This window comes from Lyngbya sp. CCAP 1446/10 (genome assembly GCF_026130175.1).
GTDB lineage: Bacteria > Cyanobacteriota > Cyanobacteriia > Cyanobacteriales > Microcoleaceae > Microcoleus.
The window spans coordinates 20838-44358 of record NZ_JAIGNI010000049.1 but is presented as its reverse complement, the minus strand read 5'-3'; the positions used below and the strand labels follow the sequence as shown (position 1 = coordinate 44358).

Genomic DNA, 23521 nt, shown 5'->3' with positions numbered 1-23521 from the left:
TGGTATTTATGTAAGTCTTTTAAGATAATTAAATTTTTGTTTGAGTTTTTCACAAACGAACATAAATTTGATTTCCCCAAAATCCATCAATACACCTATACATAGAAAATGATTTAGGATTGCTATATGAATCTGAATCTAAGTCAGTTTCTTCGATTTCCTCAATCCCGAATTTGGCGGTACTTAGCCCAAGTAACTGTCGTGGCGATCGCTTACGCCGTGGGGGCGAGGCTAGCATTTTCAATTCAAGGTGTCAGTCCCTTTGCTTCCTCGGTGTGGCCGCCCGCAGGCATTGCACAAGCCGGACTTTTATTGTTTGGTAGAAAAGTCTGGCCTGCGATTGTTTTGGGTATATTTTTACTCAATTTTGTTAACCCAAGTGAACAGATATTCGCGGTCTGGGTGGGAGGAAACCTCGGGGCAATTTTGCAAGCTGTGTTTGCAGTAACTGCGCTACGCTGGCTGGGGTTTCGTCCATCTCTAGAACGTTTGAAAGATGTAGTTAATTTAATCTTGTTTGGCGGGTTAATTTCCACTCAGATTAGTTGCACTATTGGCGCTTTTTCCCTATACTTACTAGGAAAAGTAGATTGGGCAGGCTATTTTTCTGCTCGCTGGAATTGGTGGTTGGGAGATACAATGGGAGTTTTGATTTTCACTCCGTTAATTCTCATATTCTTTCGCCCTAAAGTCACGGCAGACCGTTTAAAAAGACAAACAGAGAAACCGAAAAATTATCTAATTTGGCGGGGAGTATGGTTGATATTATTAATTGGGCTGAGCTGGTTTGTATTTGAGTCAAAAAATGACGCTTCTATTTCTCGCTATCCCCTTGAATATTTGCCGTTTCCCTTGATAATTTGGGCGGCGCTCCAATTCGGTCAGCGGGCCGCTGTTCTGGCCTCGTTAGTTGTCTCCATCATCGCAATTTTTGGCAGTTCTAATGGAGGTGGGCCATTTATAGCTAAAGCAGAAAATATTAGTCAGGCTATTTTATTTTTACAAGCTTTTATGGCTGTAGTTACGATTACTTCGCTATTATTGGCAGCGACGGTAGCCGAACGCGCAGCCGCCGAAAATTCTCTGCGAGAAAGTGAAATTAAATATCGAGAGTTGGTTGAGAATGCTAACAGTATTATTGTCAAATTGGAGCCAAAAGGCACAATTATTTTTTTTAATGAGTTTGCTGAAATATTGTTTGGCTACAATCAGGAAGAAATCCTGGGGAAAAATGCAGTGGGAACAATTATTCCCCAAACCGACGACGAAGGGAATAACTTACAGTCGGTTTATAATGAAATTTTACAAAATCCCGATCGCTTTACTAACTATGAAAATGAAAATATCCGGCGCGACGGATCTCGCATTTGGGTAGCTTGGGCAAATAAACCGCTGTTTGATGCAGCGGGAGAACTCCAGGGCATCCTCTGCATCGGCACAGATATCACCGATCGCCGAAACGCTGAAATAGCCTTGCAAAAGCTGAATGAAAAGCTGGAAATCCGAGTTGCAGAGCGCACAAATGCCCTGAAACAAAGCGAACTTCAGCTACAGAAACAAAAATCGGCATTAATTGATTTAGCCAAAAATAAAGCGCTGAATCAAGGCGATTTAACCAAAGCGCTTCAAGAAATCACTGAGACTGCTAGCCGTACTCTGGAAGTTACCCGATCGAGTGTATGGTTGTACGATCGCCCTAAATCTAAGATGGAGTGCCTGGATTTGTTCGATCGCACCGCCAACCAGCACTCAAAGGGTATGGAATTAGCAGCAGCAGACTATCCTGTCTATTTTCAAGCACTGCGAGAAGAACGCGCAATTGCTGCCTTTGACGCGCAAAAAGATTTTAGAACTAGAGAATTTGAGGAATTTTACCTAATTCCCTTGGGCATCACTTCCATGCTAGATACCCCGATTCAAATAGGCGGAAAAATAGCAGGAATTCTCTGTTTGGAACACGTAGGAATGCCCCGCAATTGGACTATTGAAGAACAAAGTTTCGCTGTTTCTCTAACAGATTCTGTAACTTTCGCAGTGGAAGCGCGGGAACGCCAGCGCGCTGAAGCAGCGCTACGGCAAGCTGAGGCCAAATACCGCAGCATTTTTGAAAATGCGATCGTCGGGATATTTCAAACTACTCCAGATGGGGAATATCTCAGCATCAATCCTGCTTTGATTCGCATTTATGGTTACAGTTCTTGCGAGGAGTTGATGGCCAATTTAACTGATATCAACCGCCAGCTATATGTAGACCCAGAACAGCGCGCCGAAGTCATACAGTTAATGCGAACTAACGGCAAAGTATCGGATTTGGAATCTCAAGTTTACCGTCAAGATGGGAGTATAATTTGGATTGCCGAAAATGCTTATACTGTCTGCGATATACATGGAAATTTACTGTATTACGAAGGTACTGTTGAAGATATCACAACTCGCAAAGAAGCTGAGGCAGCTTTACGATTAGAACAAGAAAAATCCGATCGCCTCCTACTCAACGTTTTGCCGCAAGCGATCGCCGAAAGACTCAAACAAGACCAAAGCATCATCGCCGATACTTTTGCTGAAGTAACAGTATTGTTTGCGGATATAGTCGGTTTTACGCAAATTAGTTCCCAAATTTCTCCGCCGGAATTGGTTTCGTTGCTTAACGACATTTTTTCTACCTTCGATCGCCTAGCCCAAAAGCACGGATTGGAAAAAATTAAGACGATTGGTGACGCTTATATGGTAGTAGGAGGGCTGCCCGTGCCCCGCAGCGATCATGCAGAGGCGATCGCCCAAATGGCCCTGGATATGCAGCAGGCAATTATTGATTTCAGCCACACCCAAAATCAAGATGTCAGCATCAGAATCGGCATCAACAGCGGCCCGGTTGTCGCGGGAGTCATCGGGATTAAAAAATTCATCTACGATTTGTGGGGAGACACCGTTAACACCGCTTCCCGCATGGAATCCCACGGCTTACCGGGGTGCATCCAAGTCACATCTGCAACTTATGATATATTGCAGTACAAGTATGTATTTGAAAGTCGCGGCGCGATCGAAGTCAAAGGCAAAGGTGAAATGAACACTTATTTTCTCACAGGCATTAAATTGTAAAATAAGGAAGAAGGAAGAAGGAAGAGGGAAGAAGGAAGAGGAAAAAAAGAGGGAAAAAGGAATAAACAATGTTCAGCTCATATTTGTGCAATTAATTAGATCCTAATCGTCTTAGCTGTTTGCATAGCTAATTAAAAATATAAAGCTGAGTATGAACCAAAACAAAAATCTGTTTCTGCGATTTGCTCAATCTATAAATTGGCAATACTTAGCAAAAATAGCTGCCGTTGCCTTTGTTTACGCTTTAGGAGCAAAAATAGCAGTTTCAATCCCAGGCGTAAATAAATTAGCTACCTGCGTCTGGCCGCCCGCAGGAATTGCACAAGCTGCAATGTTATTATTTGGTTGGCGCGTGTGGCCGGGAATAGCTTTAGGCGTATTTTTTTACGAGACTATTAACCTCAATGTATCGTTAACACTTGCAACAATAAGTGCCTTTTGCGCTTGTTTACAAGCTTTGTGCGCCTTTACCTTGCTGCAAAAATTCAAGTTTCGCCCGTCACTCGATCGGCTGATCGATGTAGTCAATTTAGTCTTTTACGGTGCTGTAGTTGCCACTCAAATAAACTGCACTCTCGGCACGCTGCGCCTGTGTGTAACTGGTCTAGTTGACTGGAGCGAATATTGGGCAATTCGGTGGAATTGGTATTTGGGAGACACCTTAGGAGTTTTAATTTTTACGCCATTGTTGTTGATTACATACCAAAAAATAGCGGCACAAAATCAAGTAAATACAGGCAATAAAAGAATTGCCAACCAAATCTGGCGCGGCATATGCTTGCTATTATTGGTAACAGTCAGTTGGCTAGTATATAACTCAAAAAGTGAAGGTAATATCTCCAGTTATCCCCTCGAATACTTGCCATTTCCTTTAGTCATTTGGGCAACGATTCAATTCGGCCAGCGCGGGGCTGTTTTAGCATCTTTTATTGTATCCAGTATCGCCATTTGGGGAGGTTCTCAGGGAGGTGGGCCGTTTATTGCCAAAGCGGAAAATATCAATCAAGCAATCTTATTTTTGCAGGCTTTTATGAGCGTAATTGTAGTTACATCGCTGCTGTTGGCTGCCACAGTGGCCGAACTCACATCAGCACAGGATTCGCTGCGGGAAAGCGAAATTAAGTATCGGGAATTAGTGGAAAATGCTAACAGCATTATTTTAAAATTAGATACGGAAGGTAATATTACTTTTTTTAACGAATTCTCACAGAAATTTTTTGGTTACAGGGAAGAAGAAATACTGGGTAAAAATGCTGTTGGTACAATTATTCCCCAGACAGATACAGCGGGAAATGACCTGACAGTATTATTGAGTCATATTTTAAAGAACCCGGAACAGTATACGACAAATGAACATGAAAGCATTCAGCGTAACGGCAATCGGGTTTGGGTATCGTGGGCAAATAAACCGCTGTTTGATGCGGCCGGAAAGTTCGTGGGACTGTTGGCAATCGGTACGGATATCACAGGCCGCAGGCTGGCTGAAATGGCGCTTTATAAGCTGAATGAAGAGTTGGAATTTAGAGTTGAAGAACGAACTAATGCTCTCAATGATACTTTAAGTGCACTGCGAGTTCAACAGGAACAATCAGAACGGTTGTTGTTAAATATTTTGCCTGAAGAAATAGCCAATCGGTTGAAGCAGGGAGATAGTACGATCGCAGATACTTTTGCTGATGTTACTGTCTTATTTGCGGATATCGTAGGTTTTACTCAATTGAGTGCGCGAGTTTCTCCAACAGAATTAGTTGCCTTGCTGAATGACATCTTTTCGACATTTGACAACCTAGCAGAAAGGCACGGTTTGGAAAAAATTAAGACGATTGGCGATGCTTATATGGTTGTTGGAGGGCTGCCAATTCCTCGCCCGGATCACGCAGAGGCGATCGCAGAAATGGCGATCGATATGCAGGAGGCAATTATTGACTTCAGCAAGACTCAAAATCAACATCTTAGTATCAGAATCGGCATCAACACTGGCCCGGTTGTCGCCGGAGTCATCGGCATTAAAAAATTTATTTACGATTTGTGGGGAGACACCGTTAACACGGCTTCCCGCATGGAATCTCACGGCTTGCCGGGAAGCATTCACGTCACAGCGACAACTTATCAGCAATTGCAGGACAAGTATGTTTTTGAAAGTCGCGGTGCGATCGAAGTTAAAGGCAAAGGCAAGATGACTACTTATTTACTACAATGCAGAAAATGGATCTAATCTCAATACGGATAGGACGTACGGTTGAAACCGCGCCTACAAAAACCAAGTCCGCCTCCGCGGACTGAAGAAAATAAGGTAATTTCAACCAATCGGTCTTTAACCCGCGCACCATCCGGGCTTGGTCTGTATAGAAGCGGTTTCAACCGCCCGATCTTTTGAACCGTATTGGGCGATAATCTATGTTTTTCTCTAAAAGTAAGGGCGATCGCACTTTTAATTTACACGATCGCCCTTTTCTCAATTAACAAAGTTTTTTACAGCTTGAAAAGGTTAATACCAGCTTTCTTCGCCATTACTTCTAAACCCTTGTGTTCCAAGGTTTTAATCGCCTTCGTAGAAAGATGTAATTTTACCCAGCGCTTCTCCTGCGGCCACCAAATGCGCTTCCACTGCAAATTTGCTTCTTGCAACTTGTGAGTGCGGTGGTGCGAGTGAGAAACCGCAAAACCGTTATTCGCCTTCTTGCCCGTTAGCTGACATTTCCGTGACATATTGCCCTCCAGATTACCGTTTTTTGATGCAGCCTCTCATTATATAGCAATGACAAGGCGCGCAATGCGCGCCCACTTGCAAGATTACATTGCACGTTCAGTCAATTTTGTCAACACTTGATTCGATCGCTCGACAAACTCCTGCATCCCTTCAGCATCGAAACCCTTCTGGGCCATCAAAGCCAAGTCATAAACGTGGTGACAAATCATACTCGCCAACTGCGCCGACGGAGACTCGCCACCGTCTTGAATAATCGCACCCTGGCTCAAACTTGCCAGATTTTGAATCAGCGGGTGAGACGTATTCACCAGCAAAACGTGTTCATCGGGGAATTCGGCCGCTTGCTGCTGTAAAAGCGCCGTCATATCGCGCATCCGGCGCAAAGCTTCCGGTAAAAGGACGATCGCAGGTGGCGCACCCTCAGTAGAGTCAGACTTCAAAGCTTCAGTGCGAATGTTCACTTTCGGCTTATTGAGAGCCTTTTGGAACATTTCTTTAACTTGTTCACTACGAGTTTTGTTAGTTGTCGGATCGACAATTTCCGCTTCTTTTTCTTTGTCAATTAGCGTGTCGTCAATGTCAGAATCAACCCGCGAGAATTTGACATCTGAATGTTCTCTTTCTAAGAAACTCACAAAGTGCGTGTCAATGAAAGAATCCATAAACAGCACTTCTAAACCTTGACTTTTGTGCAGTGCGACGTAAGTTGCTTGAGACGCAGGTTCTGTGCAGTAAAACACGCGATTTTCGTGACGTGTTTGATTGCGTTCCAAATACTCTTTCAGCGTCGTGTAAGGCTGCGTCGAAGAACTGTCCGATTTCGGAGTTACATCTTGCCACAAATCTCCGTCCTCAGTTTGCACCTGCACTTCTGGGGTGGTAGTTTCTGGCTTTTCTACTGTCGGCTCGTAGGTGCTGCGGTAGATTAAGATATCTTCGACTTGCTTTTTAAACTTGTCATCGTTGAGGGCTCCAAATTTGACAAAAGTGCCGATATCTTGCCAGCAACGGATGTACTCGTTGCGGTCATCGCGGTAAAGTTCTTTCAGGCGATCGCCCACTTTTTTCGCAATATAATCAGCGATTCTTCGCACTGTGCGATTGCTTTGCAAAGAACTGCGAGAAACGTTCAGCGGAATGTCGGTACTGTCAATGACTCCCCGCAGCGGCATCAAAAATTTCGGGATAATTTCTTCGCAGTGATCGCTGACAAAAACCTGGTTGGAAAATAGCTTAATATTGCCTTGGGTGACATCGACATCCGGCCGCAGTTTCGGAAAGAAAAGAATTCCGTTGACAATGAAAGGATAATCTGTATTCAGGTGTACCCAAAGCAGCGGCTCATCTTGGTATGGGTAAAGGTAGCGGTACAGTTCTAAGTAATCTTCTTTTTGTAAATTGCTGGCTGATTCCCGCCAGATTGCTTTGTCCTTGTTGAGTGCCTCTCCCTCAAATTTGATGGGAACCGGCATGAAATCGCAGTAGGTTTTGATTAACTGCTTGATGCGGGTGGCATCTACATACTCTTGTTCTTCATCTTGGAGTGTCAGAGTAATGGTAGTACCGCGTTCTGTGCGGGCAGATTCTGATAGTTCAAAAGCGGGAGAACCGTCGCAAGACCAGTGTACTGCTTGGGAGCCTTCTTTGTAGGAAAGAGTATCAATGTCTACTTGCTTTGCTACCATGAAAGATGAGTAGAAACCGAGACCAAAGTGACCGATAATTGCGTCGTCGCCGCTGCCTTGGTATTTTTGAATAAATTCTTCGGCGCTGGAGAAAGCGACTTGGTTGATGTATTTTTTTACCTCGTCGGCGGTCATGCCGATGCCGTTATCGGTAATCGAGAGGGTTTTGTTTTCAGTATCAATGACAATGTTGATTTGTGGTTCGCCAATGTCGTCGCTGTATTCGCCGGAACGGGAAACCATTTTGAGTTTGGCTATGGCATCGACGGCGTTAGAAATTAGTTCCCGCAAGAAGACTTCGTGGTCGGTGTATAGCGACTTCTTGATAATCGGGAAAATATTCTCGGTATGGATGGAGATTGTTCCCTGTTCTAAAACTGTCATAGTTTTTCTGTGTGGTAGTTTTTAGGAATCAGTAGTCAGTAGTTATTAGTTATTAGTTATTAGTTAGTGGTTATTCGTTGTTATATCCAACAACTATCAACTGTCAACTGTCAACTGTCAACTGATTACTGACTACTTAATAATTTTCGGCGATCGCGCTATCTTCTGCAAAAGGGATTACCCTAAAAAGATGATTCGGTTTCCCTCACATAGTACCTTACAAAGGCAACCGCAGGACAAAGGTGCTGCCGAAACCCAATTCGCTGCGGGCGCTGAGGCTGCCGCGGTGGGCGCGGGCGATGGTTTGGGCGATCGCCAATCCGAGTCCCGATCCGCCGGTATGGCGCGATCGATCGCTATTAACTCGGTAAAATCGATCGAATATGCGCGCTAAATCTGCCGCCGCTATCCCAATCCCGGTATCTTGAACCTGAATGATCGCCTCTTGGTGACTGGAATCTAAGATAACTGTGACTTTTCCGCCAGCCGGAGTGTATTGAATGGCATTGACAATTAAATTAGTAACCAGACGGTAAAGTCGATCGGCATCTCCGACAACATTCAACTGCTGCTGTACGCGCATTTCGGATGTTAGCGCTACCTCGGAGGTGATCGCCAAAGCCGCCAATTCCTCGACTAAATCGCTAACCAAGTCATTCAAACAACAAAGCTGAGGGCGATCGGCGATCGCTTGAGAGTCCATCCGCGCCAACAGCAACAAATCAGCCACTAACTGAGTCAATCGTCGGTTTTGGCGATCGACAGTTCGCAAAACTTCCCGCGCTTCTTTCTCATCCAATGCTGGCATCAACAGGGCTGATTCTACTGTTGCTTGGGATGCCGCTAAAGGCGTCCGCAATTCGTGGGCAGCATCCGCCGTAAACTGTTGGATTTGTCGGTAGGAAGAATAAATCGGTTTCATTGCCAATCCAGCCAGCCACCAACTAGAAAAGCCTACCAAAATTAACGCTGTCGGCAATCCCAATTTCAAAATTAATCTCACTGTACTGAGATAACTATTGAAATCTTGCAAACTTCGCCCTACTTGAAAATATCCCCAATCTTGCTGTGTTCTAGTGTGCAGCGATACAGAAATTTGGTGATAAATATTGCCTTGGCTGTCAGCGATCGTTTGCCAGTGTTGCGAGTTAAATGTCGGCGGCAATGCTTCGGGATAAGCGCCTGCTGTAGCAATCAAATTCCCTGAATTGTCAAACAAACGAATATAATAATAACTTTGATTCAGCGCGCTTAAAATATGGCGGTTTGGCAACTGTTCTTTCATGCCGTTAACTCCAATTACGCGGAGGTTTGGCAAAAGTTCATAGACTATGGGTTCCAAACGTCCTGGCTGCTGTAGCTTGATTTCGAGGCTGTCGTGGAGTGTCCCCGCTACCGATTCTAGTTCGCGATCTATGGCGATCCAGTGCGCGTGGGCGATTGCCTTATACACGCCAAATCCCAACAAGCTTAAAATCAAACCCATTACTGCGGCATAGGAAATGGCTAATTGCGATCGAGTTCGATTAAATAGTTTGTTTTGATTCACATTTCATAATTTGGCATTGGGCATTGGGCATTGAGCATTGGGCATTGGGCATTGAGAATTGAGAATTGGGCATTGAGAATTGGTAATTGGTAGTTGAGCCTGATGTTTTTTTGTGAACCGCATACAACGCAGAGTTTCTGTTTCTTTAGGGGCGGTACTCGTGTCCGCCCTCCGGGTTTCTTTCAATTTCTCATCCGATATCCAACACCGTGGACAGTTTCAATTAAATTCGCGCAGCCAACTGATTCGAGTTTGCGCCGCAGCAAGCGCACTTGAGCGGCTACTACATTGCTAAAGGTATCTGCGCTGGCTTCCCATATCTGATTCCGAATTTGGTCGGTGGTGACAATTTGGTTCGGATGTTTCATGAAATATTCTAGCAGTTGAAATTCTTTGTTAGTCAGCGAAATTGTCTGGTTTGTGCCGTTTTGATTCAGATGACAAGCCGTGCGATTCCCGCAATCTAAGGCGAGATTTCCAATTTGTAGCTGTTGAGGCTGTATTTGGGGCGATCGCCTTTGTAATGCGCGCAACCTTGCTAACAGTTCCGCCATCCCGAAAGGCTTGACCAAATAATCGTCAGCCCCCGCATCCAATCCCGCGACTTTATCTTCCATCCTGTCTTTGGCTGTCAGCATCAAAACTGGCAAAAAACTATGTTTTGCGCGCAATCTTCGCAGTAGTTCTATTCCCGACAATCCCGGAAGCAACCAGTCAAAAATGGCTAGGGTGTATTGTGTCCACTGACTGTCTAGATATTCCCAAGCTTCATTTCCGTCCTGGGCCCAGTCAACTATGTATTTTTCTTGCTTCAAAGTGCGATCGATCGCTTTTCCTAAATCTGGCTCGTCTTCAACTAGCAAAATTCTCATAAGATTAATTTACAGCAGTCAATCTGTATACATTGTTAGCTGCCGCCAGCGCCAACCCCCAATATATAAGTTGACACACTTAAATGAAATCAGTATGAAATCTCTTGAGTTCGCATAAAAAAATAACAATTGACAAAAATTGACAATAAGCTGGAAATGTCTTATACTCGAATGCAGCCCAAATTTTGACAATTATTATCAAGAAGTATGGCAGACTTATCCGATCGCTCCGCGATGAAAAAGCCGGGGCACTGGACTCGCCGCCAACTCCTACAGCTAGGAATAGGTGGTGCTGGGGTAGCGGGCGCAGCGATCGCACTGCAAAATTTTACCCAAAGGCGATCGGCTGCGGCGAGAATACCACCAATGGCTGCCGATCCAGTCGCAGCTAGCACGATCAACCCGATGCAAATTGCGCGGGATTTCGATTACGGCACGGTGACGCGGGAAAACGGGCGCACGGTGCGGGAATTTCGCATGGAAGCTAACACATCGATCGTCCAGCTTAACAGCGCCGTTAGTTTCAACACCTGGAATGTGAACAATCGCGTGCCGGGGCCGACATTGAGAGCAACTGAGGGCGATCGCATCCGCGTCATTTTTTCTAACAAAGCGGGACATTCTCACTCACTGCACTTTCACGGCGTTCATCCTACAGAAATGGATGGCGTTAAACCGATCAGAAACGGCGCTGCATTTATATATGAATTTGACGCACTTCCCTACGGGCTGCATCTATATCACTGTCACGTTGCACCCGTAACGCGCCACATCGGTAAAGGACTTTATGGAATGTTCATTATCGATCCGCCAAAACCCCGCCCTCCGGCAGACGAAATCCTGTTAATCATGGGAGGATACGACGTAAACGATGACGAAAAAAATGAACTTTACGCTTTTAACGGGATGCCAAATTATTATATGAACAACCCGATCCAAATTTACAAAAATCAGCTGATCCGGCTGTATGTAATGAACATGATTGAGTATGAATCGGCAGTGACTTTTCACCTGCACGCCAATTTTTTTGACGTATATCGTACGGGAATGACTTTAACTCCCAGCGAGAAAACAGATGTCATTACAATGGGAGTAGCTGAACGACATATTTTAGAATTTAGCTACGGCTACGGCGGAAAATATATGTTTCATCCCCATCAAGATGCGATCGCCGAAGCAGGCTGCATGGGTTTATTTGAAGTCATCGCTTAACCCAAATCGCGATCGATCTGCGTCTATTTAAGTTAAGAAAATCTTAAATTATCTACCCAAATTTATCATAAATAGGTAGAATCATTAACTCGCAAATAATTAAGAAACTTTCTTGATAACAGGCGAGTCCTACTGCACCTAACCAAAAAATCATCAACTGCCATGTTACCATCCTTTCGCCAATTACCCACAGCCGCCGCTACAGCAATCCTCGTTGCTTTGACTGGTTGCGTTTCCACCCCCACCGCCAGCAACACCGGCAGCACCGCCTCACCCACCGCCACTGCTAGTCCCGCAGCAACAAGCGGCCACAGCATGAATCACAGCGGCAAAGGCGGAATTAACATTAATACCGCCATTCTTTCGGAGTTAGATAAACTCGAAGCCAAGTTAGGAATCCCGGCACTTTCTAACAAAATTCAAGCCAGCCGCCCCTACGGAAAAACAGAAGAATTGGTCTCAAAAAATGTCATCAATCAAGCCCAATTCGACCAAATTAAAGACATGGTGACTATTGAAGATGTCGTCCTCACAGGGGAAGCCAAAGATGTAGACTACATGACTAAACTCGGCTTGATGAAAGGGCATCTTTTTGTAGCCAAAGAACTCTTGGATGCAGGCAAACCAGACCAAGCCGAACCGCACATCGGTCACCCGGTAGAAGAAATTTATGCCGACGTAGAAGACCAGCTAAACGAGCGAAAAGTTCCCGAATTTAAGACAACTTTAATTAAATTGCAGGATTTAATTAAAGCGGGTGCAAAAGATCCGGCTCAAGTAAATGCAGAATTTAATACATCAATGCAAGCTGTAGATGGAGCAATTGCCGCCCTTCCCGAAGCGCAGCGCCAAGATCCGAAATTCGTATTGCAAGTGATTAACGGCTTGCTAGATACAGCTAATTCCGAATACGGAGCGGCAGTTGCTAACGGCAAAATTTCCGCAGTTATTGAATACCAAGATTCGCGGGGTTTCGTCATGTACGCGGAAATGCTGTACCAAAATATTGCCGCTCAAGTGGCTAAAACTAACCCGGATATCGACAAAGCAATTGTTGCCAACATGACTGAACTTAAGGCAAATTGGCCAACTGCGATCGCGCCGCCAGCCCCGATAAAAACCACCGAACAAGTCGCCTTGCTAATTAAGACGATCGAAAACGACAGCCAAAAAGTTCTCAAACCCGCATCCTAAAAGATAGTCCTCGACGCACGGGTAGCTAGAAACCGGGTTTTTCAACCCAAATATTTGCCCAAAACCTTCAATAAGAGTCAAAAAACCCGGTTTCTTTGCTTTGATGCGTAAGTTTTGAATAATTAACTCAAACCGCCAACGGTAATTGGATAAAAATATACCAATTACCTCCACATATTACCTTAACTAAAAAGATGAATTTTAGCGAAGCATTGCCCACATTTGTAATTACTCTCCGCGAAGGAGTGGAAGCAGCATTAGTTGTCGGAATCGTTCTAGCTTGCCTCAAAAAATCGGGACAAAGTTATTTAAATCCTTGGGTTTTCGGCGGTGTCGCCGTCGGACTTATTGCCAGCGCTTTGATAGGTGTACTGTTCGGCTGGACTATTCAAATTTTGTCCGCATCCAATCAGCCCTTTGCACCAATTATGGAATCTCTGCTAGAGGCAAGTTTTGGAGTTTTAGCAATAGCAATGCTGAGCTGGATGCTGCTCTGGATGACCAAGCAAGCGCGATTTATGAAAGCCGAAGTTGAAGGCGCAGTAAGTGCTGCCTTAACGCAAAACTCTCATGCCGGTTGGGGCGTATTTAGTTTAGTTTTAATTGCCGTTTTGCGCGAAGGATTTGAAACCGTTTTGTTTGTCGTCGCTAAGTTTCAACAAGGCATTCTTCCAGCCATCGGCGCTTTGGGAGGAATACTTTCAGCCGCCGGAGTTGGCGTGCTGCTGTTTAAATGGGGAGTGAAAATTAATATCCGCTTGTTTTTTAAGTATATGGGCATTTTATTGCTCTTCATTGTAGCGGGTTTAGTGGTATCTACTTTAGGATTATTTGACAGCGCGGTGAATATTTTATCGCAAGCAAATCGCGAGTCAGCAGGGATGTGTTTCTATTACGAAAGATTTGCCAAAGTACACTCTTGCATTCTCGGCCCGATGGTTTGGAATACCTCTAAAGTGCTTCCCGAAGAAAAGTTTCCCGGTTTGTTGCTGAGCGCGATGTTTGGCTACACTGACAAGCTTTATTTGGTGCAGGGCTTTGCTTATTTCGCGTTCTTAATGACCGTTGGCGGGATTTATTTTCAAAGTTTGGGCGGTCGAGTCTTTTTTCCATTCAAATCAAAAAACAGCAGTAACGAAATAGGAAATTAAGTGCAAACAACAGGGTGCATCTATCTAGCAACTTAAAATTAGTGAGATTTAAACCCAATTCAAATTAACTAAGGATTGTTTATGATTGACTTAGCAATTGCTACGGTTTCAGCAAACTCTGGAATGCTTAATTGGGAATGGCTGCAAGTTCTGATCGTAATTGCCTATTATGCAATTCCCACAATGCTGGTTTACTCGCTTTACAAAGGGCGAGATATCCCGTTTCAGTGGATGTTTCTGGTATTCGGAGCATTCTTCGTCACCTGCGGCACAATTCACGTAATCGAAACATGGTATCTATGGTTTCCTGAGTCTTTAGTCTCACAATTCATGAAAGCGATTACAGTTTTCGTCGCTGGTAGTTCAGTTTTGTTGCTATTAACATTGATGCCTTTTGCACTGGCACTTCCCAGCCCAGCAAGGCTAGAAGCCGCTAATTTAGCATTAGAAAATGAGATTGCAGAACGCCGGAAAGCCGAGACAGCACTGGCTGAACTAGCCGAATTATTGGAACAGCGAGTGCAAGCAAGAACTGGCAAACTTTCCCAAGCAAATAATTATTTAATTAAAGAAGTTCAAGAGCGGAAAAAAGCTAAAAAAGCGCTGCAACAATCTGAAGCAGACTTGAGAATAAAAGCCGGAGAACTAGAGCGAGCTTTGCAAAAACTTCAGGAAAGCCAAGCTCAATTAGTACATACCGAAAAATTATCAGCTTTGGGTGAACTGACAGCAGGAATTGCCCACGAAATTAACAATCCCATCAACTTTATTGATGCGAACATCGCCTACGCCCGCAATTATGTTGAAGATTTGTTACGTCTGGTCAACTTATACGGCAAATATTATCCCAATCCGGTAGAAGAAATTCAGAAGGAAATTGAGACAGTAGAACTAGATTTTCTCAGGGAAGATTTGCCCAAACTGCTTTCTTCAATGAAGGTAGGAACTGACAGAATTTGCGTGATTGTTTCGTCTATGCGTAATTTTTCCCGTTTCGATAAAGATGGCATGAGTTTGGCTTCGATTCACGAAGGAATCGACAGCACTCTGTTAATTCTCCAGCACCGACTGAAAGCGAACGGCAAACTTCCGGGTATCGAATTGATTAAAAATTACGGGGATTTGCCGCTGGTAGAATGTTATGCAGGGCAATTAAATCAGGTGTTTATGAATATTATCAGCAATGCGATTGATGTTTTGCGAGACTGTTCTAATGCGGCTGTTTTGAATGGTCAGAGAAGCTGTCCTACAATTCAGATTAGCACGGAAGTCGCGGAGGGCGATCGGGCAATCATCCGCATTTCCGACAACGGCCCTGGAATGACTGAAGAAGTCAAGGCTAAAATATTTAATCACTTTTTCACCACGAAACCCGCCGGTAAAGGAACGGGTTTAGGGTTATCAATTAGCTGCGAAATTGTTCGAGAAAAGCACTGCGGCTGCTTGGAGTGCCTTTCGAGAGTTGGAGAAGGTACTGAGTTTGTAATTTCGCTACCAATCAGGCAGCAGAAGTCTGAAACTAGAAGGTTATTGGCAATGCAGGAAGCAGTTTGAATTTCAGATTTTCAACCGCAGGTAGCCCAACGGGCTGAACGCTTGTGCCACAATAAACGCGAATTTTGACTTTTTCAAAATGAGAGTAGAACACAGAATCTTTCCATAATTTTATTACTATTAGTAAGTTTGAATCCCAACTCTACCGAGGGGAATTTCTGCGTTTATTCCTACCATTTTACCAGAAATTGCATACCCCCAATTGCGACTGTAACCGGGAGTATGAATACCTCGCATATCAATTGAGATGGTGGTATCAGGAGCGACTGGTTGAGCAAAAACTACGGTGGCTTTTTGGTTGTTGACAGAAACTTGAGTCTTGATTTTCTGATTGGATTGATTTTTTACCTCAATCCCTCCCCTGATGCTCAGATTGTCTGGAAGGGCGATCGCAATTTCCGAAAGAGCTCTTCCCTGAACGTGAACCTCAAAATGATGGGTAGCACCTTGAAAGCGAGCTTTATTAGGAGTTGCAGCGCTACCAACAAGGTGAGGAATATTAGCATTTTGCATTGCTCCTCCCGCAATAGTAGCAGGGGCATTATATGCAAGGATGACGGTAAAGGCGGTAGCGTAAATTAACTTTTTCATAGCTGTGTTCCCTGAAAACTTAACTAATTGTTGTTCTTATTTATTAGCTTGGGTCTCAGGAATGAAATTAAGATGAAATTTTAGCTACTTAAAAGTGAATCATTCAATTATAACTTAACAGGATTTACGCATTTATACCAAAGAAACCGGGTTTTTGTACGAAAATCTTTCGTTGCAGCCAAAAAATTAGGCAAAAAACCCGGTTTGTAGCCACCCGTGCGTCCAGGACTGTCAAACTACTGAGTGAATGTAAAACGACCGTCTACTTTTTCTCCCTTAATATCTGCATTCACCTTCACAGGATACTGACCGGGTTCTTTGCCGGGAAACACAACAGCGTAATGTTTGCCCTCTGGATCGTATTTGAGCGCTAGAGTTTGTTGCTTTCCATTTGGCAACTGCACTTGAGCCGTCACTTTCGCGTCAGCAACTGGTTCCTTTTTCTCGCCTTTTTGCAGATACAAATCTAAGTGAGTTCCGGTAGATTCTTTTTCAGGTACAAACTCTAAATGGTAAGCACCAGAATTGACAACTTGACCCCCTTTAGCTCCTGTCGCCGCCGAAGTCGTGGCGGAAGCGGAAGACGCAGGTTGAGAGGCAGCAGGAGGTGGTGGTGGAGTAGTATTTGTATCGCTTGTTTTGTCGCCACCGCAAGCTCCCAAAAATAGCAATCCGCCACTGGCTAGAATAATTAAACTTGACTTGAGCGTTTTCATGTGCTTGACTTTTTGAGAACAATGATTGGTAAATTATGGCACTTTGAGACAGCGAGTCAAGGAAATTTATCAAAACTTATTCATAACTTAGCCAGTATAACTGTTGAAACAATGCTGGGCGAATATCAGTAATTAAAAAACAAAAATCTTGCCCTCGGACATCAGCAGAGACGACTATTAATCGAGAGATATTTTCGCAGTTGATGGTATTTTGGTCTGTGGCTGCGAAAGCTTGCACGCTTGATGCTTACTATCTTAAGTGCGATCGCACTCCTCACCGCGACAGCACCTCAACCTAGGTTAAATCGCCATTTAACTTAGGTTGACACCCAAAAATGAAATCAGGATGAAATCTCTTAACTTTCAGACAGATAATCTTGCCAAGTTCTTGACATTTGCCCTGTAGAGTGAAATCGCCAACTCACATTGAAGGGATTTAACGGTGAAAACTTCAACTAAAATCACTCTTGTTGACAACTTAAGCAACGGCGAGGTTAATGAAAACTCGTTAGCTGCGGGTAATGCCAGCAAAGACAAGATGCTTGGCCCGCAGGGAAAGGATGTGGTTCCACCATTCATGAATAATTTAGACGGCAGAATGTGGCACGATCCACTCGATCGCACAATAGGTAACGATTTGCTATCCGGTGAAGAAGAAAACGAAAAATCACTCAAAAAATTTCCAACTAAAACAAATCTTGCTAAGTTCTTGACTTTTGCGCTCTACAGTGAAACTACAAACCTAAATTGAAAAAGTTTTACACCATGAAAACCTCAACAAAAATCGCTTTAGCAGCAGCTTTGGTAGGTACTTTAGCAGTCAGTGGATTAGTCCGAACTGTGTACGCTTCGCCAGCAAAATCTCACGTTGCCGCCATGCCTCAGAATAGCAGCAATCCCAAAGCAGAAGCCAGTGATGGCGACGGCGAAACTAACGACGAGGCCCAAGAAAAGCAAGAATCAAGTCGCCTGCAATCTCTAGCTAAAATTACACCACAACAAGCAAAAGCGGCGGCGGAAGCAGCGAAAGGTGGCACAGCAAGTCGCGTCAAATTAGAAAACGAAGATGGCAATGTTGTGTACTCAGTTGCGATCGGTCAGCAGGAAGTAAATGTAGATGCCGGTAACGGTAAAATTCTCAACACAACCAACGTCAAAAATGAGAGTAATGAGAGTGTTTATCCCCGCAGCAGCATTCAAAGTTCCGAGGCGGCCGGTGGTGATGGCGATGGGGAAACTAATGATGATGCCAAGAAGTAAATTCCGAAATAATTCGCTTTCTTGAGGCAACAAATAGAGTAGGGGCAGTGCTATGAATGCCTGCCCTTACTTGGGGAAATATCCCAGATTTAGAACACTCAACAAACCCAAAAGAGAAATCTTATGAAGAAGATACTAAACAGGGTTCCAGAGGTTACAGGTTCCTTCTGGATTATTAAGGTTCTGGCAACCACAGTAGGTGAAACTCTGGCTGATTATCTGTCGGTAAACCTGAATCTTGGTTTAAGCGTTACATCCTATGTTATGAGCGCTGTGTTACTGATTGCGCTTTTGAATCAGTTTAGGCTTAAACGGTATGTCCCAGTGAGTTACTGGATTGTAGTCGTTTTGATGAGCATCACTGGCACACTAATTACCGATAGATTGGTAGATGAGCTGGGAGTTAGCTTGACGACAATTAATATAGTTTTCACTGTTGTATTGTCTGCCGTTTTTTTGCTGTGGTATTCAAACGAAAAAACATTAGCTATGCACTCCATCAACACAGCCAAAAGAGAGCTATTTTATTGGGCTGCTATCTTATTTACATTTGCTTTGGGTACCGCAACAGGAGACTTTATAGCAGAGGCTTTGAAGCTGGGTTATGCACAATCAGCGCTAGTATTCGGCGTTTTAATTGCGATAGTAGCCACTGGTTATTATTACTTCAGAATGAATGCTGTCTTGGCATTTTGGATAGCCTACATCTTGACTCGTCCACTGGGAGCATCTACTGGCGATTTATTGTCACAACCTACTACAAATGGTTGTTTTGGTTTTGGTACGGTGGGAACAAGTATGCTTTTTCTTTCTATAATCATGAGTCTGGTTATTTACTTAAGCTTTAAGCAGAAGAAACTAGCCCCAATGGCGATCGACCAACAAGACTGATTAACTATCAAATCATCAGATTACCTTTACTGTTACAAGTCAGCTAGGCGTGGGCAGTTGTTTCACGGTGCAATTGCCACATTATCCCTGGTAAACACAAATGCAATCAATCTTTCCGAGTTCTTGACATTGATCATCTAGAGTGAAGTCGCCAAAGTACCATAACCCGATCGCAAAAATGAGCAAACTTCCACAAATCACCGCGTTTTTCTGGATAATGAAAATATGTGCAACCACTCTGGGAGAAACGGCAGGAGACCTTTTGTCGATGACGATCAATGTGGGCTATGCAGTTAGTTCTCTGATATTAATTGGAGTATTTTTAATTTCTCTTGTCACTCAATTGACCTCGAAAAGCTATAACCCTTTGCTTTATTGGACTGTCATCCTTTCAACCAGCACGGCTGGTACAACGATGTCAGATTACATGAATCGTACTTTAGGGCTTGGCTACACTGCGGGATCTGCGATTTTAATTACTCTTCTTTTTGCTATTTTTGCGTTTTGGCAATTCAGTGTTGGATCTCTATCTGTCAAAAACGTCAAAACACCTAAAATTGAGATGCTTTATTGGACTGCAATTCTAATTTCAAATACTTTGGGTACTTCCTTGGGCGATTTCCTGGCTGATACTTCTGGACTTGGATTTGCAGGAGGAGCAATCCTAATTTCTAGTTTGCTTGCCGTGGTATTGGCAGCATATTATTATACTCAAATTTCGCCAGTCTTGTTGTTTTGGATTGCGGGCGTTGCTGATTTACGGTATGAAAGGCTAAATATGCAATTCATAAAAACCAGCGTCTACAAAGCTTCTGGATTTTTCAATTATTTATTTCATACCGTAAATAAGCAACGCCGAAGAAGTTTGGTCAATGGTAAAGACTGTAGCGAATAAAATATTACCGGTTGATGTACAAAACTTACAAAAACTCGGCATAGATGAAATTAGTTTAGTAAAAGGGCAAGGAAAATTTATAGTTGTATTAGTAGATTTAGAAACACATAAATTAATAGGCTTAGTTGCCGAAAGAAAACAAGAAGCAATCAAAAAAAAGATGCTTGAATGGGGAGAAAAAGTCTTAAGCCAGATCAAAGAAGTAAGTATGGACATGACTGGTAATTATAAGTCATTAGTCAAAAAGATTTGCCCGAATGCTGATGTAACAGTAGATAGATTTCATGTGACAAAAATGATTTATGAGGAATTAAATCAGTCGAGAATTGAGCAAAAAAAGGCAGCATTATCGCTGAAAGCGAAAGAAAAATCTAAATTATTGGATAGTTTAAAAGGAAGTAAATATACATTGTTGAAAGCAGAAAATAAGTTATCTGACGACGATAAAATAAAATTAAAACAAGTAAAAGATGCTTCACTAAGAGTAGGAGCTATGCACACTTTAAAAGAAGAGTTTCACTCTTTATTTGAAAAAAGCAATAATTTGGGTGACGGGATATTAGAATTAACAGATTGGTTGAAAAAAGCACAACCATACTATAAAAAAAGTGTAAAAACAATCAAAAGATGGTTGGGAGAGATTGTGGGCTATTTTGAAGAAAGAACAACAAATGGGATAGTAGAGGGAATTAATACTAAATTAAAGCTATTAAAAAGGTGTGGTTTTGGATTTAGAAATTTGAGAAATTTTGAAATAGGGGCATTACTTTTTTGGCATTTTCCTGAAAAATTAGCACAATAAGTACGGAAGAGCCATCATTTTCTATGTATAGGTGTACTGATGAATTTTGGGGAAATCAAATTTATGTTCCTTTGTGAAAAACTCAAACAAAAATTTAATCATCTTAAAAGACTTACATAAATACCAATACTTTAGTAAAAAATTTTTAGCTTGTAACCAAATATCTTCAACGGGATTTTGTTCGGGAGCATTGGGAGCAAATAAAATACAAGTGATTGACCAATTATCAGGTTCTTTGTCACGATTAACTTCTGACAAATAATCTCTAAATTCTCCATATTTATGATAACTAGCTCCATCCCAAATCAAGATAATTTTCCGCTCTTTGTATTTATTTTGCAAGCATTTTATGAATTCAACTGTTGATTTTTTATCCCCAGATTTATAACCTTTAACATGGAATTGTTTGGTTTGATAATTGAGTGCGCCAAAATAAGTTTGTCTATTTTTTTGATTGGTAATTTGGACTTCAATTCTTAGATCGGATCGACCCCAAACGTAGCCATTGATATCGCCATGAAGTAGATGACATTCATCTAAAAAAAATACTATTATTTCTCCAGAATTTATGCCAGCCTTGTTTTTGGCTAAAATATTTTTAATTTGTTCCCTCTTTTTTTTGACCAGTTCGGGATCAGATTTGGGATTGATTTTCTGAGTTTTTTTTCCAGGTAATCTTCGCCAGATATAAAAGTTCATAATAGCTCTGTTTTGATTTATAGCTGACACCAAATTTTCCCTCTAAATAAGTAGGGCTTGCTGAAAAAGTCAGAAAACAGTATTTAGAAAGATGAGTGAATTCGCATTCACATTGATGAGATAAGTTTTATTTAAACTTTCTTGGGTAAATACGATTTTTGCTAATCAGTAAAGGTAGAAAAACTGAAAAAAGCTGTTTGTTCTGAAATAGACACAAAAAAGCCAAAGAGCCTGCCGCAGCAGGGCAGAAAGATTCATCACCAGAAAAGTTATGGCGATGGTTGTTTGAGAAGTATTAGAAAGTTTAGCCATCACTCTACCAAGGCTGAATCTTCTTTTAGCTTCTCCAAATTTTCTGACAAATTGAGTTACGAATTCTCTCGTCTAACTGAGCCTGTTTCTTCATTTTCTTGCTGATATTTGTCGGGGGTCTTCCTAGAGGTGGACCACTCATCCTAATCCCTCTTTCTTTGCACCAAGCTAAGAATGTCTCTCGTTCGATAAATCCGATCTACATGAATTGATTCTGGGTAAAATCCCGTGAACCGTTTAAATTCTTCTACTTGTGTTTTTAAGTCTACAGATTCGTTAAAATTATCCCAACTAATTCGGTCTAAAAACACGTACCCATTACGACAACTCGCTGACATTTTTGCCCCAAATTCAACGGATTTCCCGGCTTTTCCTCTGACAATTGGGCGGATGTGTGGTTGTGTTAAACTTACTATTCTGTCCTGAATACTCTGTTCTTTATTTTCATACATCCATAACTGTTGACGGTAGACCTCTGTAGCCACTAACAGCATTTTATAATGATATTTACTCAGCAACTGTAGCTGACCCATTTTATCGATATGAGCCAAATTTCTTTTGATATATTGAAGTTGTTTTTTAATCGCTTTTCTTCGTGCTTTTCGTAAGGGCTTCCGGTTTTTGGCTATTGTTAAGTATTCTTTTCTGGCTGTGTTTCGATATGTTATTTTTTTTTTTTTACTGGTGACTGAATTTGAGTATGTAGAGCATCTATAATTTTTTCGGTATGTTCCCTAGCTTGATTTAATAGTCCTAAGTCGGTCGGATATTTAATGTCTGCTGGCGCGCAGGTTGCATCTAATATTAATTTGCCTTGATTTTTAGCCTCACTTATTTGTGATGACTTTTGTTTGACTTCTACTGCTGGCACTTCTGTCTGGTCTTTAACCATTTTTTCGTTAATTTTGTTGACTAGACTGACACCTATTCTCTGCCTAAAATGAACGAACATGGATGAATCGAATGGTGCTTCACTACTATAGGTTGTCATGCCTATAAAGTATTGTAGGTATGGGTTTTCTCTTATTTGTTCTACTGTTTCTTTGTCGCTAGTTCCTAACCTTTCTTTAATGATTAATGCTCCCAATGCTATCCGAAATGACGCAAGCTGGAGCTCCCGTTGAAACTGTAAAATTTTGGGCATATTCGACTTCAAATTCTGACCACGGAATTAGTTTCGCCATGATTACCCAACGATTATCATCTGACAATTGCCCCTCGAAGGGGAGGTCAAAGTTGGATGGCTCTTTTGGGGCCCTAGTCAAGTTTTCGGTACATTACGAAAATGATAGTGTGCTGGGCTTTTGACTCATTTTAGCTACTATCTTTGCACATTTTCAGCGCTAAAACGAGCCCAAGTCTTTTGATGTAAGGGTTTTAGGCTTTTTCAGCAAGCCCTAAGTAACTAGCTCATCGAAATCCCAATATTCTTTATTCTTTAGCCATTCGATTACTTCAGTTTTGTGTAGAGATGTTAAATATCCTTTTGACCCTTTATGCCCTAGTTTGATCCCTGCGACGCCTTTGGTTTTAAATTGTTTTTTCCAATAACCAATAAAAAATTTACTTACACCTAAAATTTTGCTAATTTCATGGTAGAGTTTACCTTCGATAGCCATCCTGACAGCTATTGCTCGCTTGAGTTCTCTTACAGTTCGATCGCTTTTAATGAAAGATTCTAACGCCGCTCTTTCTTTTTCCATATCTTTCTGTGGCATTTGTAAGTTATTCATTTTTTTATTGTCACAATCAATTATTGCATATAATTATATCATAATAAGTGTAGATAATGATTTAGGATTGCTATATATACTGGAGGAGTGTCGGATCATTATCACCCCCCCAATTTGCTCTTTGCTTGACAGATTTAGCCCAGCTAGTTAACTTGAAATCTTTGCTTAAACAACCTCGTTCTCCTAAGAAGAAAAAACCGGACTTGATTGTA

Annotated in this window: 19 protein-coding genes and 1 pseudogene; 11 read left to right on the top strand and 9 right to left on the bottom strand. The window is 42.3% G+C overall.

Annotation, left to right across the window (positions count from 1 at the left end):
* Positions 1–126 precede the first annotated feature (126 nt).
* Together K4039_RS19540 and K4039_RS19535 are read left to right on the top strand one after the other, a co-directional pair.
* On the top strand, positions 127–3099 hold the full coding sequence (locus tag K4039_RS19540) for an adenylate/guanylate cyclase domain-containing protein (protein WP_265237681.1): 2973 nt from the start codon (positions 127–129) through the stop codon (positions 3097–3099).
* A gap of 151 nt (positions 3100–3250) precedes the next feature.
* On the top strand, positions 3251–5314 hold the full coding sequence (locus K4039_RS19535) for an adenylate/guanylate cyclase domain-containing protein (RefSeq protein WP_265237679.1): 2064 nt from the start codon (positions 3251–3253) through the stop codon (positions 5312–5314).
* A 257-nt stretch (positions 5315–5571) separates the two neighbouring features.
* On the opposite strand, the gene rpmB is transcribed toward K4039_RS19535, so the two are convergent.
* The 4 genes from rpmB to rppA form a co-directional block, all read right to left on the bottom strand.
* Complete coding sequence (gene rpmB, locus K4039_RS19530) at positions 5572–5808, bottom strand: 50S ribosomal protein L28 (RefSeq protein WP_265237677.1); 237 nt, start codon at positions 5806–5808, stop codon at positions 5572–5574.
* Between the two features lie 84 nt (positions 5809–5892).
* Complete coding sequence (gene htpG, locus K4039_RS19525) at positions 5893–7878, bottom strand: molecular chaperone HtpG (RefSeq protein ID WP_265237675.1); 1986 nt, start codon at positions 7876–7878, stop codon at positions 5893–5895.
* A gap of 217 nt (positions 7879–8095) precedes the next feature.
* Entirely contained in the window at positions 8096–9427 is a 1332-nt protein-coding gene (gene rppB / locus K4039_RS19520; RefSeq protein ID WP_265237673.1) for a two-component system sensor histidine kinase RppB, read from the bottom strand.
* 182 nt (positions 9428–9609) lie between these two features.
* Positions 9610–10299 carry a two-component system response regulator RppA gene (rppA, locus tag K4039_RS19515; protein ID WP_265237671.1) on the bottom strand — a complete coding sequence of 230 codons (690 nt, stop codon included), beginning with the start codon at positions 10297–10299 and terminating at the stop codon, positions 9610–9612.
* Between the two features lie 207 nt (positions 10300–10506).
* Here rppA and K4039_RS19510 point away from each other — a divergent pair, with 207 nt between their 5' ends.
* From K4039_RS19510 to K4039_RS19495, 4 genes are all read left to right on the top strand, one after another.
* Complete coding sequence (locus K4039_RS19510) at positions 10507–11511, top strand: multicopper oxidase domain-containing protein (protein ID WP_265237669.1); 1005 nt, start codon at positions 10507–10509, stop codon at positions 11509–11511.
* Positions 11512–11673: 162 nt separating this feature from the next.
* Positions 11674–12705, top strand: coding sequence for a helix-hairpin-helix domain-containing protein (locus tag K4039_RS19505; protein WP_265237667.1), 1032 nt, complete (start codon positions 11674–11676; stop codon positions 12703–12705).
* Positions 12706–12899: 194 nt separating this feature from the next.
* Complete coding sequence (locus K4039_RS19500) at positions 12900–13856, top strand: FTR1 family protein (protein ID WP_265237665.1); 957 nt, start codon at positions 12900–12902, stop codon at positions 13854–13856.
* A gap of 81 nt (positions 13857–13937) precedes the next feature.
* The gene (locus K4039_RS19495; protein WP_265237663.1) at positions 13938–15410 is read left to right on the top strand and encodes a sensor histidine kinase; all 1473 of its coding nucleotides are present in this window, start codon (positions 13938–13940) and stop codon (positions 15408–15410) included.
* A gap of 120 nt (positions 15411–15530) precedes the next feature.
* On the opposite strand, the gene K4039_RS19490 is transcribed toward K4039_RS19495, so the two are convergent.
* Both K4039_RS19490 and K4039_RS19485 read right to left on the bottom strand, forming a co-directional pair.
* A complete protein-coding gene (locus tag K4039_RS19490) occupies positions 15531–16001 on the bottom strand; it encodes a DUF2808 domain-containing protein (protein WP_265237662.1) in 471 nt (156 codons plus the stop codon).
* A 236-nt stretch (positions 16002–16237) separates the two neighbouring features.
* On the bottom strand, positions 16238–16717 hold the full coding sequence (locus K4039_RS19485; RefSeq protein WP_265237660.1) for a hypothetical protein: 480 nt from the start codon (positions 16715–16717) through the stop codon (positions 16238–16240).
* Between the two features lie 442 nt (positions 16718–17159).
* On the opposite strand from K4039_RS19485, the gene K4039_RS19480 reads away from it, so the two are divergent.
* The 5 genes from K4039_RS19480 (at position 17160) to K4039_RS19460 (ending at position 20565) form a co-directional block, all read left to right on the top strand.
* On the top strand, positions 17160–17468 hold the full coding sequence (locus tag K4039_RS19480; protein WP_265237658.1) for a hypothetical protein: 309 nt from the start codon (positions 17160–17162) through the stop codon (positions 17466–17468).
* Between the two features lie 14 nt (positions 17469–17482).
* Positions 17483–17977 (top strand): PepSY domain-containing protein, encoded by a 495-nt coding sequence (locus K4039_RS19475; RefSeq protein ID WP_265237656.1) that lies wholly within the window; start codon positions 17483–17485, stop codon positions 17975–17977.
* Between the two features lie 123 nt (positions 17978–18100).
* The gene (locus K4039_RS19470) at positions 18101–18868 is read left to right on the top strand and encodes a hypothetical protein (protein WP_265237654.1); all 768 of its coding nucleotides are present in this window, start codon (positions 18101–18103) and stop codon (positions 18866–18868) included.
* A 178-nt stretch (positions 18869–19046) separates the two neighbouring features.
* Positions 19047–19763, top strand: coding sequence for a hypothetical protein (locus K4039_RS19465; RefSeq protein WP_265237652.1), 717 nt, complete (start codon positions 19047–19049; stop codon positions 19761–19763).
* Positions 19741–20565: an ISL3 family transposase gene (locus tag K4039_RS19460; protein WP_265237650.1), complete on the top strand. Its 825-nt coding sequence runs from the start codon at positions 19741–19743 to the stop codon at positions 20563–20565. Before K4039_RS19465 ends, K4039_RS19460 begins: the two co-directional genes overlap by 23 nt.
* A gap of 21 nt (positions 20566–20586) precedes the next feature.
* On the opposite strand, the gene K4039_RS19455 is transcribed toward K4039_RS19460, so the two are convergent.
* The 3 genes and pseudogenes from K4039_RS19455 to K4039_RS19445 form a co-directional block, all read right to left on the bottom strand.
* Positions 20587–21294, bottom strand: a complete 708-nt coding sequence (locus K4039_RS19455) for an IS630 family transposase (RefSeq protein WP_265237649.1) — start codon at positions 21292–21294, stop codon at positions 20587–20589.
* A gap of 135 nt (positions 21295–21429) precedes the next feature.
* Positions 21430–22854 (bottom strand): annotated as a pseudogene (locus K4039_RS19450) (IS5 family transposase).
* A gap of 119 nt (positions 22855–22973) precedes the next feature.
* Positions 22974–23309, bottom strand: coding sequence for a helix-turn-helix domain-containing protein (locus K4039_RS19445; RefSeq protein WP_265237647.1), 336 nt, complete (start codon positions 23307–23309; stop codon positions 22974–22976).
* Between the last annotated feature and the right edge of the window lie 212 nt (positions 23310–23521).

Coding starts and splice junctions, on each gene's coding strand:
- K4039_RS19540 (WP_265237681.1), top strand. CDS start 127: ATGAATCTGAATCTAAGTCAGTTTCTTCGATTTCCTCAATCCCGAATT.
- K4039_RS19535 (WP_265237679.1), top strand. CDS start 3,251: ATGAACCAAAACAAAAATCTGTTTCTGCGATTTGCTCAATCTATAAAT.
- rpmB (WP_265237677.1), bottom strand. CDS start 5,808: ATGTCACGGAAATGTCAGCTAACGGGCAAGAAGGCGAATAACGGTTTT.
- htpG (WP_265237675.1), bottom strand. CDS start 7,878: ATGACAGTTTTAGAACAGGGAACAATCTCCATCCATACCGAGAATATT.
- rppA (WP_265237671.1), bottom strand. CDS start 10,299: ATGAGAATTTTGCTAGTTGAAGACGAGCCAGATTTAGGAAAAGCGATC.
- K4039_RS19510 (WP_265237669.1), top strand. CDS start 10,507: ATGGCAGACTTATCCGATCGCTCCGCGATGAAAAAGCCGGGGCACTGG.
- K4039_RS19505 (WP_265237667.1), top strand. CDS start 11,674: ATGTTACCATCCTTTCGCCAATTACCCACAGCCGCCGCTACAGCAATC.
- K4039_RS19500 (WP_265237665.1), top strand. CDS start 12,900: ATGAATTTTAGCGAAGCATTGCCCACATTTGTAATTACTCTCCGCGAA.
- K4039_RS19495 (WP_265237663.1), top strand. CDS start 13,938: ATGATTGACTTAGCAATTGCTACGGTTTCAGCAAACTCTGGAATGCTT.
- K4039_RS19490 (WP_265237662.1), bottom strand. CDS start 16,001: ATGAAAAAGTTAATTTACGCTACCGCCTTTACCGTCATCCTTGCATAT.
- K4039_RS19485 (WP_265237660.1), bottom strand. CDS start 16,717: ATGAAAACGCTCAAGTCAAGTTTAATTATTCTAGCCAGTGGCGGATTG.
- K4039_RS19475 (WP_265237656.1), top strand. CDS start 17,483: ATGAAAACCTCAACAAAAATCGCTTTAGCAGCAGCTTTGGTAGGTACT.
- K4039_RS19470 (WP_265237654.1), top strand. CDS start 18,101: ATGAAGAAGATACTAAACAGGGTTCCAGAGGTTACAGGTTCCTTCTGG.
- K4039_RS19465 (WP_265237652.1), top strand. CDS start 19,047: ATGAGCAAACTTCCACAAATCACCGCGTTTTTCTGGATAATGAAAATA.
- K4039_RS19460 (WP_265237650.1), top strand. CDS start 19,741: ATGGTAAAGACTGTAGCGAATAAAATATTACCGGTTGATGTACAAAAC.
- K4039_RS19445 (WP_265237647.1), bottom strand. CDS start 23,309: ATGAATAACTTACAAATGCCACAGAAAGATATGGAAAAAGAAAGAGCG.